The sequence below is a fragment of the Enterobacter sp. UCD-UG_FMILLET genome, assembly GCF_000762975.1.
GTDB lineage: Bacteria > Pseudomonadota > Gammaproteobacteria > Enterobacterales > Enterobacteriaceae > Enterobacter > Enterobacter dykesii.
In genome coordinates, this window is the sequence record NZ_JRJC01000006.1 from 60,266 (window position 1) to 75,399 (window position 15,134).

General features: G+C 58.3%; 12 protein-coding genes. 6 read left to right on the plus strand and 6 right to left on the minus strand.

Annotation, left to right across the window (positions count from 1 at the left end; all coding sequences use genetic code 11):
* Positions 1-40 precede the first annotated feature (40 nt).
* Positions 41-1,378 carry a quorum sensing histidine kinase QseC gene (gene qseC, locus LA04_RS00740; protein WP_047650115.1) on the minus strand — a complete coding sequence of 446 codons (1,338 nt, stop codon included), beginning with the start codon at positions 1,376-1,378 and terminating at the stop codon, positions 41-43.
* Positions 1,375-2,034 (minus strand): quorum sensing response regulator transcription factor QseB, encoded by a 660-nt coding sequence (gene qseB / locus LA04_RS00745; protein WP_047650117.1) that lies wholly within the window; start codon positions 2,032-2,034, stop codon positions 1,375-1,377. The genes qseC and qseB overlap by 4 nt, the downstream gene beginning before the upstream one ends.
* Positions 2,035-2,173: 139 nt before the next feature.
* Between qseB and LA04_RS00750 the strand changes: the two genes are divergently transcribed.
* The 4 genes from LA04_RS00750 to ftsP all read left to right on the plus strand — a co-directional run bounded on the left by LA04_RS00750 (position 2,174) and on the right by ftsP (position 7,324).
* Positions 2,174-2,575, plus strand: a complete 402-nt coding sequence (locus LA04_RS00750) for a YgiW/YdeI family stress tolerance OB fold protein (protein ID WP_047650368.1) — start codon at positions 2,174-2,176, stop codon at positions 2,573-2,575.
* 118 nt (positions 2,576-2,693) lie between these two features.
* A complete protein-coding gene (gene parC / locus LA04_RS00755; RefSeq protein ID WP_047650119.1) occupies positions 2,694-4,952 on the plus strand; it encodes a DNA topoisomerase IV subunit A in 2,259 nt (752 codons plus the stop codon).
* A 163-nt stretch (positions 4,953-5,115) separates the two neighbouring features.
* Entirely contained in the window at positions 5,116-5,853 is a 738-nt protein-coding gene (gene plsC, locus LA04_RS00760; protein ID WP_029740707.1) for a 1-acylglycerol-3-phosphate O-acyltransferase, read from the plus strand.
* A 58-nt stretch (positions 5,854-5,911) separates the two neighbouring features.
* Positions 5,912-7,324: a cell division protein FtsP gene (gene ftsP, locus LA04_RS00765; RefSeq protein WP_047650121.1), complete on the plus strand. Its 1,413-nt coding sequence runs from the start codon at positions 5,912-5,914 to the stop codon at positions 7,322-7,324.
* 29 nt (positions 7,325-7,353) lie between these two features.
* Here ftsP and LA04_RS00770 read toward each other — a convergent pair whose 3' ends face one another.
* Positions 7,354-8,829, minus strand: coding sequence for a TrkH family potassium uptake protein (locus LA04_RS00770; protein WP_047650123.1), 1,476 nt, complete (start codon positions 8,827-8,829; stop codon positions 7,354-7,356).
* A 199-nt stretch (positions 8,830-9,028) separates the two neighbouring features.
* On the opposite strand from LA04_RS00770, the gene LA04_RS00775 reads away from it, so the two are divergent.
* Entirely contained in the window at positions 9,029-11,200 is a 2,172-nt protein-coding gene (locus LA04_RS00775; RefSeq protein ID WP_047650125.1) for a YgiQ family radical SAM protein, read from the plus strand.
* 34 nt (positions 11,201-11,234) lie between these two features.
* On the opposite strand, the gene dkgA is transcribed toward LA04_RS00775, so the two are convergent.
* Both dkgA and yqhD read right to left on the minus strand, forming a co-directional pair.
* Positions 11,235-12,062 carry a 2,5-didehydrogluconate reductase DkgA gene (gene dkgA / locus LA04_RS00780; RefSeq protein WP_047650127.1) on the minus strand — a complete coding sequence of 276 codons (828 nt, stop codon included), beginning with the start codon at positions 12,060-12,062 and terminating at the stop codon, positions 11,235-11,237.
* 105 nt (positions 12,063-12,167) lie between these two features.
* Entirely contained in the window at positions 12,168-13,331 is a 1,164-nt protein-coding gene (gene yqhD, locus LA04_RS00785) for an alcohol dehydrogenase (protein ID WP_047650128.1), read from the minus strand.
* A 195-nt stretch (positions 13,332-13,526) separates the two neighbouring features.
* On the opposite strand from yqhD, the gene LA04_RS00790 reads away from it, so the two are divergent.
* The gene (locus tag LA04_RS00790; RefSeq protein WP_047650129.1) at positions 13,527-14,426 is read left to right on the plus strand and encodes an AraC family transcriptional regulator; all 900 of its coding nucleotides are present in this window, start codon (positions 13,527-13,529) and stop codon (positions 14,424-14,426) included.
* Between the two features lie 46 nt (positions 14,427-14,472).
* Here the strand turns inward: LA04_RS00790 and yghB are convergent, their stop codons facing one another.
* A complete protein-coding gene (gene yghB, locus LA04_RS00795; RefSeq protein WP_047650131.1) occupies positions 14,473-15,132 on the minus strand; it encodes a DedA family general envelope maintenance protein YghB in 660 nt (219 codons plus the stop codon).
* Positions 15,133-15,134 lie beyond the last annotated feature (2 nt).

Below are 15,134 nucleotides of genomic sequence, written 5' to 3' on the forward strand. Positions count from 1 at the left end.
GCAAAATGTGCAAAGTCTTTTGCGTTAAACGCAATAATCCCTACCAGCTGACCTTCGCTTCAAAACCGCCTTCAGGCGCATTGCTCAGCGAAACGCGCATTCCGTGCAGGGCGGCGACGCGTTTTACAATGGATAACCCCAGCCCGCTGCCCGTGGCATCCTGACCCGGCGGGCGATAAAAGCGCTCGCCGATGCGCACCAGCGCGTCCGGTGAAATGCCGGGGCCGTTGTCGCGCACGGTAAAGCTACGCGCCTCCAGCGTCACGTCCACCACGCTGCCGCGCGGGCTGTAGCGAATCGCATTATCCAGCAGGTTGCGCACCAGAAGGCTCAGGAGCAGCTGCTGGCCCGTGCGTGTCACCTCTGGTGCATGGATATTCAGGCGAATATCAATGCCCGCCTGCTGCGCCGGATGCCAGATATCCAGCACGGCCGACTGCAGCAAGTCGGCCAGGGGAATCGGTTCGACATCGTCAAGGTTATCCAGCGAGTCCAGACGCGACAGCGTGAGGAGCTGATCCACCAGCCGGGAAGCGCGGTCGATGCCCGCATGCAGCTGCATCAGCGCCTTTTCCCGCGCCTGCGGATCGTCATGAGAGAGCTGCGCCACGTCAGTTTGCACCTTCAGTGCCGCCAGCGGGCTGCGCAACTCGTGGGCGGCATCGGACGTAAAGCGGCGCTCGCGGGTCATCATCTCCTGGGTGCGCGCGAAGAGATGATTCAGCGAATCAAGCAGGGGACGCACTTCCGTCGGGACACCCTCCGTCGGCAGTTTATCGGTGGCATCCGGCGAGCGGGAGCGCAGGGTCTGCGCCAGCTTTTTCAGCGGCTTCAGCTCCCGACTCAGGAGGAAAATCAGCAAGAGCAACATCACGGGCAGCGCCACCAGCCAGGGGGTCAGCTGCGAGCTGACCACGTCCAGCGCCATCTCCTGACGATACTCCCACTCCTGGCCGACCACCACGCGGTACTTCCCGTCAGGTGAGGTCAGCCATAAAAAACGCCACTCGTCGTTGTCGCCCTGTAGCTGCCCGTTATCGAACCCGTCGCGGCGATAGTGGTACGGTATATCGCGTCCGTTTTCACCGTCGTTGAGGAGCATTTTGCCGTCGACGGCGTAAATGGCGAAAGCCAGCGCGTCGTCGTCCAGGCGACCGTGCTTCACTTTTTTCGGGATCTCGCGCATGCGTTCGGGGGCGCGGATCTCGTCCAGATCCATCGTCAGCAGCCGTTTGGCAAACAGCATCTGCTGGGTATCGAACAGCTTGTCGAGCTTGTGGGTCGTCTGCTGCCAGGCGACCAGGCTGGCGGCAAACCAGGCCGTCAGAGAGAGAAGTAAAAAGAGAATCGTCAGGCGCAGCTTCAGGCTCAGTTTCATGCGTCACCCAGGGTGTAGCCGATGCCGTGCACGGTGCGGATAAACTCGCTCCCAAGCTTGCGGCGCAAATGATGGACGTGAACCTCAATGGCGTTGCTGGAGACGTCGTCGTCCCATGTATAAAGCTTTTCCTCGATCAGCTTTCGCGGCAGCACCCGACCAGCGTTACGCATTAACAGCTCCAGCAGCGCGAACTCTTTCGGCTTGAGCGTCAGCGGCTCACCGTCCAGCGTGGCGACGAGACGGGTCGGATCGAGCGTGACCTTCCCGTGACGCAGCTCGCTACGCGCCTGGCCGTGGCTGCGGCGGACCAGCGCTTCGAGGCGGGCACCCACTTCGATCAGCGCGAACGGCTTACAGAGATAATCATCCGCCCCAAGACGTAGCCCTTCGACGCGCTGGTTAAGCGCATCCCGCGCCGTCAGAATCAGTACCGGCTCGCTGCGACCGCTTTCGCGCCACGCGCGCAGGATCTCCAGACCGTCAATTTCCGGCAGCGTCAGATCCAGCACCACGGCATCATAGGGCGCAGAGGAGAGCGCGGACTGACCGGTTTTTCCGTCGGTAAACCAGTCCACGCTAAAGCCCATTTTGCTTAACCCCGCCTTGATACCGTCGCCGATTAACCTGTCGTCTTCTACCAGTAAAATGCGCATATTCCCTCCTTGATGTCGTCAGTAAACCCTCTGTAAGCGCCTGCTGTACAGCAATAATAAATAAATTTTTCCCTTAAGAAGTTGTTAAGGATTACCCTGTTTAATGGACTACGAAACCACATTAAAGGGAGAGATTAATATGAAAAAATTCGCTGCAATTGCTGCCATCATGATGATGACCACTGCCCCTGTTTTTGCTGCGCAGGGCGGATTTAGCGGCCCGTCTGCAACCGCGACCCAGACGCAAACCCAGCAGGGCGGTTTTGTCGATAACAACGCCAACCTCACCACCGCGGCAAAAGTGAAGGATCTGAAAGACGATGCCTGGGTAAAGCTGCGCGGGAACATCACCGAGCGCCTGTCCGATGATCGTTACACCTTCCGCGATGAGTCCGGCACGGTAGTGGTTGAGATCGACCACAAGCGCTGGAACGGCGTAACCGTCACCCCGCAGGATAAGGTCGAACTGCAGGGTAAAGTCGATAAAGACTGGAACGAGTTTGAAATCGACGTGAAGCAGGTCATCAAGCTAAACAAATAACCCGAAATGGGCCGCATAAGCGGCCCTTTTTCTTTGTGACTCAATTCATCAGATGAGGTAGTATCTGCGGCAATATTGCCTGAAACCCTTCGGTTTCTGAGTTGAGGAATCACACGTAATGAGCGATATGGCAGAGCGCCTCGCGCTACATGAATTCACGGAAAACGCCTACCTGAACTACTCCATGTACGTCATCATGGACAGGGCGTTGCCGTTTATCGGGGATGGCCTGAAGCCCGTTCAGCGCCGCATCGTCTATGCGATGTCCGAACTGGGGCTGAACGCCACCGCCAAGTTCAAGAAATCCGCCCGTACCGTCGGTGACGTACTGGGTAAATACCATCCGCACGGCGATAGCGCCTGTTATGAAGCGATGGTGCTGATGGCGCAGCCGTTCTCTTACCGCTATCCGCTGGTGGACGGGCAGGGGAACTGGGGTGCGCCGGACGATCCGAAATCCTTCGCGGCGATGCGTTATACCGAATCCCGCCTCTCTAAATATGCCGAAGTGCTGCTGGGCGAGCTGGGTCAGGGAACCGTTGACTGGGTGCCAAACTTCGACGGTACGATGCAGGAGCCGAAGATGCTGCCTGCGCGTCTGCCGAACATTCTGCTGAACGGCACCACCGGTATCGCGGTCGGTATGGCGACGGACATTCCGCCGCACAACCTGCGTGAAGTGGCGAAAGCCGCCATTACCCTGATCGAGCAGCCGAAAGCGACGCTCGACGAGCTGCTGGATATCGTGCAGGGGCCAGATTTCCCGACCGAAGCCGAGATCATCACCTCGCGCGCGGAAATCCGCAAAATCTACCAGAACGGTCGCGGCTCCGTGCGTATGCGCGCGGTGTGGAATAAAGAGGACGGCGCCGTGGTGATCACCGCGCTGCCGCATCAGGTTTCCGGTGCCAAAGTGCTGGAGCAGATCGCCTCCCAGATGCGCAATAAAAAGCTGCCGATGGTGGACGACCTGCGCGACGAATCGGATCACGAGAACCCGACCCGTCTGGTGATCGTGCCGCGCTCCAACCGCGTGGACATGGAGCAGGTGATGAACCACCTGTTCGCCACCACCGATCTGGAAAAAAGCTACCGCATCAACCTGAACATGATTGGCCTCGACGGACGCCCGGCGGTGAAAAACCTGCTGGAGATCCTCACCGAATGGCTGACCTTCCGCCGCGATACGGTCCGTCGTCGTCTGAACCATCGTCTGGAGAAAGTGCTTAAGCGCCTGCATATCCTCGAGGGTTTGCTGGTGGCGTTCCTCAATATCGATGAAGTGATTGAGATCATCCGTACCGAGGACGAGCCGAAGCCGGCGCTGATGTCGCGCTTTGGCATCAGCGAAACCCAGGCCGAAGCGATCCTCGAGCTGAAGCTGCGCCATCTCGCCAAGCTGGAAGAGATGAAGATTCGCGGCGAGCAGAACGAGCTGGAAAAAGAGCGCGATCAGCTGCAGGCGATCCTCGCGTCCGAGCGCAAGATGAACACCCTGCTGAAGAAAGAGCTGCAGGCCGATGCCGATGCCTTCGGCGACGACCGTCGTTCTCCGCTGCACGAGCGCGAAGAGGCGAAGGCGATGAACGAGCACGACATGCAGCCGTCCGAGCCGGTGACCATTGTTCTGTCGCAGAGCGGCTGGGTGCGCAGCGCCAAAGGCCACGATATCGACGCGCCGGGCCTGAGCTACAAAGCGGGCGACAGCTTCAAAGCGGCGGTGAAAGGCAAGAGCAACCAGCCGGTGGCGTTTATCGACTCCACCGGCCGCAGCTACGCCATCGACCCGATTACGCTGCCTTCCGCGCGCGGGCAGGGCGAGCCGCTCACCGGCAAGCTGACGCTGCCGCCGGGGGCGACGGTTGACCATATGCTGATGGAAGCCGATGACCAGAAGCTGCTGCTGGCGTCCGATGCGGGCTACGGCTTTATCTGTACCTTTAACGACCTGGTCTCCCGTAACCGTGCCGGTAAGGCGCTGATTAGCCTGCCGGACAACGCCCACGTGATGGCGCCGCTGGTGATCGAGAACGAAAGCGACATGCTGCTGGCGATCACCACCGCCGGGCGTATGCTGATGTTCCCGGTCAGCGATCTGCCGGAGCTGTCTAAAGGCAAGGGCAACAAGATCATCAACATCCCGTCGGCGGAAGCCGCGAAAGGCGAAGATAGCCTGGCGCACCTCTTCCTCCTGCCGCCGCAGAGCACGCTGACCATTCACGTCGGCAAGCGTAAGATCAAGCTTCGTCCGGAAGAGCTGCAGAAAGTGGTGGGTGAGCGCGGTCGCCGCGGCTCGCTGATGCGCGGCCTGCAGCGCATCGACCGCGTGGAGATTGACTCTCCTGCACGCAGCACCGCGGGTGACAGCGAAGAGTAATGTCGTGATATCCCCCTCTGCCCGGAGGGGGAGTTTCAATAAAATTTCCCGTAAAATCGTTGTTAATTCGTGCGTTGCGATTAACAATACGCGCTCGTAATAAAGTCCTTACCTGGCCACAGGTGAAGTATAATTGTCAGCTGTTGGGGCTTCAGAGGTCGCTATGCTATATATTGTTCGTCTTATTCTTACCGTTATCTACTGCATTCTGGTCTGTATTTTCGGCTGCATCTACTGCCTGTTCAGTCCGCGTAATCCGAAGCATGTTGCCACCTTTGGCCATATGTTCGGTCGTCTTGCGCCGCTGTTTGGTCTGAAGGTTGAAAAACGTCTGCCGGAAGGGGCGGAGAATTTCGGTAACGCCATCTATATCGCCAACCATCAGAACAATTACGATATGGTGACCGCCGCAAATATCGTGCTTCCACCGACCGTGACGGTGGGGAAAAAAAGCCTGCTGTGGATCCCGTTTTTTGGCCAGCTTTACTGGCTAACCGGTAACCTGCTGATCGACCGTAACAACCGCGCGAAAGCACACAGCACCATTGCGGAAGTGGTGAATCATTTTAAAAAGCGCAAAATCTCAATCTGGATGTTCCCGGAAGGAACGCGCAGCCGCGGCCGCGGCCTGCTGCCGTTTAAAACCGGGGCGTTTCATGCCGCAATTGCGGCAGGTGTTCCAATTATTCCTGTGTGCGTTTCCAATACTTCGAATAAGATTAATCTTAACCGCCTGAATAACGGGCTGGTGATTGTCGAAATGCTGCCACCCGTCGATACCAGCAAATACGGTAAAGACCAGGTGCGCGAGCTGGCAGCGCACTGCCGTGAGCTGATGGCTCAGCATATTGCGCAGCTCGACAAAGAAGTCGCAGAGAGAGAAGCCGCCGGTAAGATTTAATCCGGCGTTGAAGGGAAAACGAATTCCCGCGTTGTTAGTCGTTTCAGATGGAGCTTATATGTCACTCAGTCGGCGTCAGTTTATTCAGGCTTCGGGGATCGCCCTTTGTGCGGGTGCGATGCCGCTGACAGCCAGCGCCGCCGGGCAGCAACAGCCGCTGCCCATTCCGCCATTAATTGAATCTCGTCGCGGTCAGCCGCTTTTCCTGACGCTGCAGCGTAGCCACTGGTCCTTTACCCAGGGGACGCGCGCGCCGGTCTGGGGCATTAACGGACGTTACCTTGGGCCGACCATACGCGTGTGGAATGGCGATGACGTAAAGCTCATCTACAGTAACCGTACCCCTGAAAATGTCGCCATGACCATCAGCGGCTTACAGGTGCCTGGCCCGTTGATTGGCGGCGCGGCGCGAATGATGTCACCCAGCGCCGACTGGGCGCCGGTTCTGCCGATTCGCCAGAGCGCGGCCACCCTTTGGTATCACGCCAACACGCCTAACCGTACGGCGCAGCAGGTTTATAACGGCCTGGCCGGAATGTGGCTGGTGGAAGATGAGGTCAGCAAATCTCTGCCGATCCCGAACCACTACGGCGTGGATGATTTCCCGATTATCATCCAGGACAAACGTCTGGATAATTTCGGTACGCCAGAATACAGCGAGCCAGGCAGCGGTGGCTTTGTCGGCGATACGCTGCTGGTCAACGGCGCGCAAAGCCCGTATGTGGAAGTTTCGCGCGGCTGGGTGCGCCTGCGCCTGCTCAACGCGTCTAACTCGCGCCGCTATCAGCTGCAAATGAGCGATGGCCGTCCGCTGCACGTGATCTCGGGCGACCAGGGCTTTTTACCGGCCCCGGTGTCCGTCAAACAGCTGGCGCTCTCGCCGGGTGAACGTCGCGAAATTCTCGTGGACATGACCAACGGGGATGAAGTGTCGCTAACCTGCGGTGAAGCGGCGAGCATTGTTGACCGTATTCGCGGGTTCTTTGAACCGTCGAGCATTCTTGTCTCGACCCTGGTGCTGACCCTGCGCCCGACCGGTCTGCTGCCGCTGGTGACCGATAGCCTGCCAATGCGCCTGCTGCCGCAGGAGATCATGAGCGGCTCGCCGGTGCGCAGCCGTGATATCAGCCTGGGCGACGATCCGGGGATCAACGGCGCGCTGTGGGACGTCAACCGCATCGACATTACCGCGCAGCAGGGCACCTGGGAGCGCTGGACGGTCCGTTCAGATATGCCGCAGTCGTTCCATATTGAAGGGGTGGCATTCCTGATCCGCAACGTCAACGGAGCGATGCCGTTCCCTGAAGACCGCGGCTGGAAAGATACCGTCTGGGTGGACGGTCAGGTTGAACTGCTTGTCTACTATGGTCAGCCTTCGTGGCCGCACTTCCCGTTCCTGTTCCACAGCCAGACGCTGGAGATGATGGACAGGGGCTCCGTAGGGCAGATGCTGATCAACCCCGCACCTTAACCCAACATTCCCGGTTCGCCGGGAATGGTTTATGCCCGCCAGAAAAAGCGCGAGAACAGAATCAGCACCGGGTAAATTTCCAGACGCCCTAAGATCATCGCCGCGCACATCAGCAGTTTTGCCCCCTCTGTTAACGTGCCGAACGTCGACGCCGTCTCGCCAAACCCCAGCCCCATGTTGTTGATACAGGCGGCAACCGTTGCGAATGACGTAAACAGGTCGTAGCCCATCAGATTAAGCGCCCAGACAAAAAAGCCCGTGATCATCACGTAGAGAAAGAAGAAGCTCCACACCGAGCGCAGGACGCGTTCATTCACCACGCTTTTGCCCACCTTAATGCTCAGCAGCGCTCTCGGATGCGCCAGCTGGTTCATCTCCTGAATACTCTGCTTGAACATAATGAGAAAACGCAGGGCTTTGATCCCGCCGCAGGTCGAGCCTACGCAGCCGCCAAAAAAGCTGGCGCTCAACAGCAGGAAAATGGTGTGTGCGGGCCATTGGGCATAATCGGCTGTCGAAAGGCCGTTATCGGTCATCATTGAACTGGCAAGGAAGAATGCGTGCACCAGGCTATCCGTAGCGTTGTACATCCCGGCATGCCAGACCTGCCAGGCGGTGATTACAATAATCACCGCGGCGGCGCTCAGAAAGAATCTCACCTCAGGGCTGCGGCGAATCGGCTTCAGGGTGCGTCGGACAATGGCGACGTACCAGAGGGTGAAGTTGAACGCGGAGAGCAGTGAAAACGCCCCGGCGACCAGCTCAATCGCGTGGCTGTCATAAAACCCAATGCTCTCGCTGCGGGTGGAGAACCCGCCCAGCGACACGGTCGACAGCCCGTGACAGAGGGCGTCAAAAAATGACATTCCCGCCAGCCAGTAGGCCAGGGTGCAGGCCACGCCCAGCGCGAAGTAGGTCACCCACAGCGTGCGCGCGGTATCGGCAAGGCGGGGAGTCAGACGCTCCTCCTTGAACGGCCCCGGCATCTCTGACTGATAGAGCTTCATGCCGCCAATGCCCAGCAGCGGCAGGACCGCGACGGCCAGCACGATGACGCCTAACCCGCCAATGAAATTCAGCTGAGCGCGGTAATAAAGGTACGACTTAGGCAGGGCGCTGACGTCCCCGATCACCGTTGCCCCGGTGGTGGTGATCCCGGAAACCCCTTCAAAGAGCGCGTCGGCAAAGGAGAGCTGCAGCCCGTCGTCCATCCAGAGCGGCATGGCGCTAATGAATGAAAACAGCAGCCAGAACAGCACGATAATCACAAACCCGTCGCGGGTGCGCAGCTGTATTCCCGCGTGACGGGTTGCACGCCAGGTTAGCCCTCCAAGAGTAAAAAAGGTTAAAAAGGTGGTCAGAAAGGCAAAGTAGGTCCGCTCTTTATTCAGCAGGGCGATAACCATCGGCGGCAGCATAGAAAGGCTGTACAGTAGAACCAGAAAACCGCAGAGATGAAGGACAACCCGCAGCTGGGATACATGTAACGAATCGTTGGGCTTCACGACAGAGCTCCGCGCAATAACACGTTCCGGGGCAAATCACCGGAAAATATAGTGAATATTATGATTCAAAATTATCAGGGCGCCGTATTTTAACGACTTCCCCGAATATCTGCCTGCTTCCGGCATCCTTTTCTTCAAATCTGGCGGATGAACAGCGTATAATCCCGCTCCTTTTGTCTATTTTTTCTTCGGAAGCATTATGAGCGCAATTTCCCTGATCCAGCCGGATCGTGACCTCTTCTCCTGGCCCCAGTACTGGGCGGCCTGCTTTGGACCGGCGCCATTCCTGCCGATGTCCCGGGAAGAGATGGACCAACTGGGCTGGGACAGCTGCGACATCATTCTGGTCACGGGCGATGCCTACGTTGACCATCCGAGCTTCGGTATGGCCATCTGTGGCCGTATGCTTGAGGCGCAGGGCTTCCGTGTGGGGATCATCTCCCAGCCTGACTGGAACAGCAAAGACGACTTTATGCGTCTGGGTAAACCGAACCTGTTCTTCGGTGTCACCGCAGGCAACATGGACTCGATGATCAACCGCTATACCGCCGACCGCAAGCTGCGTCATGACGACGCCTACACGCCGGATAACGTGGCGGGTAAACGCCCCGACCGCGCGACCCTGGTCTATACCCAGCGCTGTAAAGAAGCCTGGAAAGACGTGCCGGTGATCCTGGGCGGCATCGAGGCGAGCCTGCGCCGCACCGCCCACTACGACTACTGGTCAGATACCGTACGCCGCTCGGTGCTGGTGGATTCCAAAGCCGACATGCTGATTTACGGTAACGGCGAGCGTCCGCTGGTGGAAGTGGCGCACCGTCTGTCGCAGGGTGAACCGGTGAGCAGCATCCGCGACGTGCGCAATACCGCCATCATGGTGAAAGAGGCGCTGCCGGGCTGGAGCGGTGTGGATTCCCGCATCATTGATATGCCGGGCAAAATCGACCCGATCCCGCACCCGTACGGCGAAGATCTGCCGTGTGCCGATAACAAGCCGGTTGAGCCGAAAAAAGCGGAAGCGAAGGCTATCGTTGTGCAGCCGCCGCGCCCGAAACCGTGGGAAAAGACCTACGTGCTGCTGCCGTCCTACGAGAAGGTGAAAGCCGACAAGGTGCTCTACGCGCACGCGTCCCGTATTCTGCACCATGAAACCAACCCGGGCTGCGCCCGCGCGCTGATGCAGAAGCACGGCGAGCGCTTTATCTGGATCAACCCGCCGGCAATCCCGCTCTCCACCGAAGAGATGGACAGCGTCTTTGCGCTGCCGTACAAGCGCGTGCCGCACCCGGCGTACGGTAACGCCCGTATCCCGGCATATGAGATGATCCGCTTCTCGATCAACATCATGCGCGGCTGCTTCGGCGGCTGTTCCTTCTGCTCCATTACCGAGCACGAAGGGCGCATTATCCAGAGCCGCTCTGAAGATTCGATCATCAATGAGATCGAAGCGATTCGCGACTCGGTGCCGGGCTTTACCGGCGTGATTTCCGACCTTGGCGGCCCAACCGCGAACATGTACATGCTGCGCTGCAAATCGCCGCGCGCGGAGCAAACCTGTCGTCGCCTCTCCTGTGTCTATCCGAGCATTTGCGAGCATATGGACACCAACCATGAGCCGACGATCAACCTCTACCGCCGCGCGCGCGACCTGAAGGGCATCAAGAAGATCCTGATAGCCTCCGGGGTACGTTACGACATCGCCGTGGAAGATCCGCGCTACATCAAAGAGCTGGCGACGCACCACGTCGGCGGCTATCTGAAGATTGCGCCGGAGCACACCGAGGAAGGCCCGCTGTCGAAGATGATGAAGCCGGGCATGGGCAGCTACGATCGCTTTAAGGAGCTGTTCGATACCTATTCGAAGCAGGCGGGTAAAGAGCAGTATCTGATCCCATACTTCATCTCCGCCCACCCGGGCACGCGTGATGAGGACATGGTGAACCTGGCGCTGTGGCTGAAGCAGCGTCGCTTCCGCCTGGATCAGGTGCAGAACTTCTATCCGTCACCGCTCGCCAACTCGACGACCATGTATTACACCGGCAAGAACCCGCTGAGTAAGATTGGCTACAAGAGTGAAGAGGTGGTGGTGCCGAAAGGGGATAAACAGCGTCGTCTGCATAAAGCGCTGCTGCGCTACCACGATCCGAAAAACTGGCCGCTGATCCGTCAGGCGCTGGAAGAGATGGGTAAAAAACACCTGATCGGCTCGCGCCGCGACTGTCTGGTACCGGCTCCGACGCTGGATGAGATGCGCGAAGCGCGTCGCCAGAACCGCAATACGCGCCCGGCGCTGACCAAGCACACGCCGATTGTGCATCAGCGTTCGAACGGTGGGGCGACGATGAAGAAGCCAGCCAAACGTAAAGCGTAAAATAAACACCCCGGCAAGCCGGGGTGTTTTTTATCTATCCGCCAAACTGATCCGGATCCGGGCCTAAACGTTTACCCTTATCCAGCTTCGCAATCTCACCAAGCTCATCTTTATCCAGCCGGAAGTCCCAGACGTCGAAGTTTTCGGCGATGCGCGACGGCGTGACCGATTTCGGAATGACCACCAGGCCGTTGTCGAGATGCCAGCGAATGACGATTTGCGCCGGGGTTTTACCGTATTTATCCGCCAGCTCACGGATAATCTTTTGATCAAACACCCCTTCGCCGCCCTGCGCCAGCGGGCTCCAGGACTCGGTCTGGATTTTATGCGTAGCGTTCCAGGCGTGTAACTGGCGCTGCTGCATCAGCGGGTGCAGCTCGATCTGGTTAATCACCGGCGTAACGCCCGTCTCGTCAATCAGTCGCTGCAGGTGATGAACCTGGAAGTTACAGACGCCGATGCTTTTCACCAGCCCCTCTTTCTGCAGTTCAATCATCCCTTTCCAGGCCTCAACGTAGTGGTCGATAGCCGGAACCGGCCAGTGCATCAGCCAGAGATCGACGAAATCGAGCTGGAGTTTCTCCAGGCTCTCCTCCAGCGCTTCGCGGGGGCGTTTTTGATCGTCGTTCCACAGTTTCGTGGTGATGAATAACTCATCGCGGGGGACGCCAGCGCTGGCAAGTGCCTTACCCACGCCGTCCTCGTTCTTGTATGCGGCAGCGGTATCAATAGACCGATAGCCGACTTCCAGGGCTTTATGAATGGCGGAGACGACCTCGTCGTTACCGGCTTTCCATACACCTAGCCCCAGTTGGGGCATCACGTTGCCGTCCTGCAGCTTGATTACGGTTTGGTTTGCCATTTTTCCTCCTTCAGGTGCGCATCGCCGGAGGGAGACTCCGGCGATGGGATGTGCATTAAGTCTGGACGAAATGTCAAAAAACGAAAGTCGGGAGGGCAAAAACGCTTAGCGTGCCGCTTCGTAGATGCGACGGCTGACGTCCAGCGTAATGTCGCCGTGCTCGCCCAGGTGGGTCATGCCGTGTTCTTCGAGTTTCGCCAGCAGGGCAGGGATGGAGCTGCCGTCCAGACCGTAGCCAGAGAGACGCGTTGGCACGCCCAGACCTTCAAAGAAGCTGCGGGTCGCTTCGATGGCGGCATCAATACGCGCGTCGTCAGAACCTACGGTGATGTTCCACACGCGTTCTGCGTACTGCAGCAGTTTGGCACGCTTGGTATCCCGCTTTTCGTTCCACAGCGCAGGCAGCACAACGGCCAGCGTCTGAGCATGGTCCAGACCGTGCATCGCCGTCAGCTCGTGGCCCAGCATATGGGTTGCCCAGTCCTGCGGCACGCCAGCACCGATCAGGCCGTTAAGCGCCTGCGTTGCCGCCCACATGACGTTGGCACGCACGTCGTAGTTTTCCGGCTCTTTCAGCGCTTTCGGGCCGTCTTCGACGAGCGTCAGCAGAATGCCTTCCGCGAAGCGATCCTGAATTTTGGCATCTACCGGATACGTGACGTACTGCTCAACGGTATGAACAAAGGCATCGACTACGCCGTTCGCTACCTGACGCGCAGGCAGGGTGTAGGTGTAAACCGGATCCAGGATGGCGAATACAGGCTGAACGTGTTCGTTCATGAAGGCCTGCTTGTCGCCGGTCGTTTTACGGGAGATCACCGCACCCTTGTTGGATTCAGAGCCGGTGGCCGGCAGGGTCAGTACGGAGCCCATCGGGATGGCGCTTTTGATGTCGCTCCCGCGGGTTTCAAGGATGTGCCACGGATCGATGCCGTCAGCGTAGTGCGCTGCCGCCGCGATGAATTTGGTGCCGTCCAGCACGGAGCCGCCGCCGACGGCCAGCAGGAAAGTAATGTTTTCTTCGCGGGCGATTTTCACCGCGTTCATCAGCGTTTCGTAAGACGGGTTTGGCTCGATGCCGCCGAACTCACGCACGTCCAGACCGTCCAGGGCGCTGTAAACCTGATCCAGCACGCCGGTTTTTTTCACGCTGCCACCACCGTAGGTGATCAGTACGCGGGCGTCAGCAGGGACCTGGGCGCGCAGATCGGCGATAGCGTCTTTACCAAACAGAATGCGGGTTGGGGTGTGAAGATTAAAGTTGTTCATTGCTCGTTCCCTTTAGTGGGTGAAAAACCGTGGTGGCGCTGAGGGCGACCTGATGCTGCACATTGTGGCTGTCCGGGGCTACGCCCTCAATGCACATTCCTGCCGATGTCTTGCCCATTTCTACAGAGCGCTGGAGAAAGCGCGGAAAACGACGCACACTGTCAACGTCGAAAAACGTACCCGGAGTAACGCAAGATGAACCGTGAGGCTATCTGCCAGCAGCTCACTGCGCAGATTAAGAGACTGATAGATAAAGAAAATGGCGTCAGCGATCTGCTTCCTGACATTCGCCTGCTTTATGGCACGCAGCCCGGGACGCGCACGCCGGTCATGTACCAGCCGGGCATCGTTTTTCTCTTCTCGGGCCATAAAATTGGCTATATCAACGAACGCGTGTTCCGCTACGACACCAATGAATATCTGCTCCTGACGGTACCTTTACCCTTCGAATGTGAAACCTTCGCGACAGAGGCCGTTCCGCTGGCCGGTATTCGCGTCAACGTCGATATTCTTCAGCTGCAGGAGCTGCTGATGGAGATAGGCGAAGATGAGTTCTTCCAGCCTTCGATGGCGTCGAGCGGGATTAACTCGGCGACGCTTTCGGAAGAGATCCTCTGCGCCATTGAACGTCTGCTGGACGTGATGGAAAGGCCGCTGGACGCGCGCATTCTGGGCAAGCAGATTGTCCGCGAAATTCTCTACCATGTGCTGCTGGGCCCGGGCGGCGGGGCGTTACTGGCTCTGGTGAGCCGACAGACCCACTTCAGCCTGATAAGCCGCGTGCTCAAGCGTATCGAAAGCCAGTACACGGAAAACCTCAGCGTCGACCAGCTGGCGGCGGAAGCGAACATGAGCGTTTCGGCGTTTCACCATAACTTCAAGTCGGTGACCAGCACCTCCCCGCTGCAGTACCTTAAAACCTACCGGCTGCATAAGGCGCGGATGCTGATGATCCACGACGGCATGAAGGCCAGCGCGGCGGCGATGCGGGTGGGTTACGAAAGTGCGTCGCAGTTCAGTCGGGAGTTTAAGCGCTATTTTGGCGTCACGCCGGGAGAGGATGCGTCACGTATCAGAACGATGCAGGGTGCTTGAGGGGAAACACAGGCCGGGTAAGCGCAGCGCTACCCGGCAATTGACATCACGCGCTGCAGTACTTCTTCTTAATTACCACCGCGATGGTTCCCACCAGCCCTGCCACCAGCAGGAACATCGGTAGCACCATCAGGAAGGTCATCACCTGATCTTCGTGGTGTTTCACAAAGGGGATCATATTTAGCGCATAGCCGAGCGTCGTGACCACGCCCACCCACAGCAGGGCGCTCAGCCAGTTGAAAAACTGGAAGCGGCGGTTTGACAGACCGGAAATGCCCGCCATCGTAGGCAGAAGCGTGCGAACAAACGCCAGGAAACGCCCCGCCAGCAATGCCAGCAGGCCGTGCCTGTCGAACATGCAGGTCGCACGCTGATGATATTTATGCGGTAACTGCCCCAGCCAGCCTTTCACGACGCGAGTATTCCCAAGCCAGCGGCCCTGCAGATAGCTCAGCCAGCAGCCCAGGCTGGCTGCGGAGGTAAGAATAACCATCGTTGGCGTGAAGTCCATGACGCCTTTCCCGATTAACGCCCCGGCAAGTAAAAGCAGGCTGTCACCGGGTAAAAACGAGGCTGGCAGTAATCCATTTTCCAGAAACAGTGTTGCGAACATCACGAGGTAAACGATACCAACGATGTGAGGATCCGCCAGCGCGGCAAAGTCGTGTTGCCAGAGCGCCGCGATAATATCTTGAATAACAGCCATGG

Bases quoted from the DNA above. Each gene is read 5' to 3' on its own strand.
- qseC (WP_047650115.1), bottom strand. From the start codon at position 1,378: ATGAAACTGAGCCTGAAGCTGCGCCTGACGATTCTCTTTTTACTTCTC.
- qseB (WP_047650117.1), bottom strand. From the start codon at position 2,034: ATGCGCATTTTACTGGTAGAAGACGACAGGTTAATCGGCGACGGTATC.
- LA04_RS00750 (WP_047650368.1), top strand. From the start codon at position 2,174: ATGAAAAAATTCGCTGCAATTGCTGCCATCATGATGATGACCACTGCC.
- parC (WP_047650119.1), top strand. From the start codon at position 2,694: ATGAGCGATATGGCAGAGCGCCTCGCGCTACATGAATTCACGGAAAAC.
- plsC (WP_029740707.1), top strand. From the start codon at position 5,116: ATGCTATATATTGTTCGTCTTATTCTTACCGTTATCTACTGCATTCTG.
- ftsP (WP_047650121.1), top strand. From the start codon at position 5,912: ATGTCACTCAGTCGGCGTCAGTTTATTCAGGCTTCGGGGATCGCCCTT.
- LA04_RS00775 (WP_047650125.1), top strand. From the start codon at position 9,029: ATGAGCGCAATTTCCCTGATCCAGCCGGATCGTGACCTCTTCTCCTGG.
- dkgA (WP_047650127.1), bottom strand. From the start codon at position 12,062: ATGGCAAACCAAACCGTAATCAAGCTGCAGGACGGCAACGTGATGCCC.
- yqhD (WP_047650128.1), bottom strand. From the start codon at position 13,331: ATGAACAACTTTAATCTTCACACCCCAACCCGCATTCTGTTTGGTAAA.
- LA04_RS00790 (WP_047650129.1), top strand. From the start codon at position 13,527: ATGAACCGTGAGGCTATCTGCCAGCAGCTCACTGCGCAGATTAAGAGA.
- yghB (WP_047650131.1), bottom strand. From the start codon at position 15,132: ATGGCTGTTATTCAAGATATTATCGCGGCGCTCTGGCAACACGACTTT.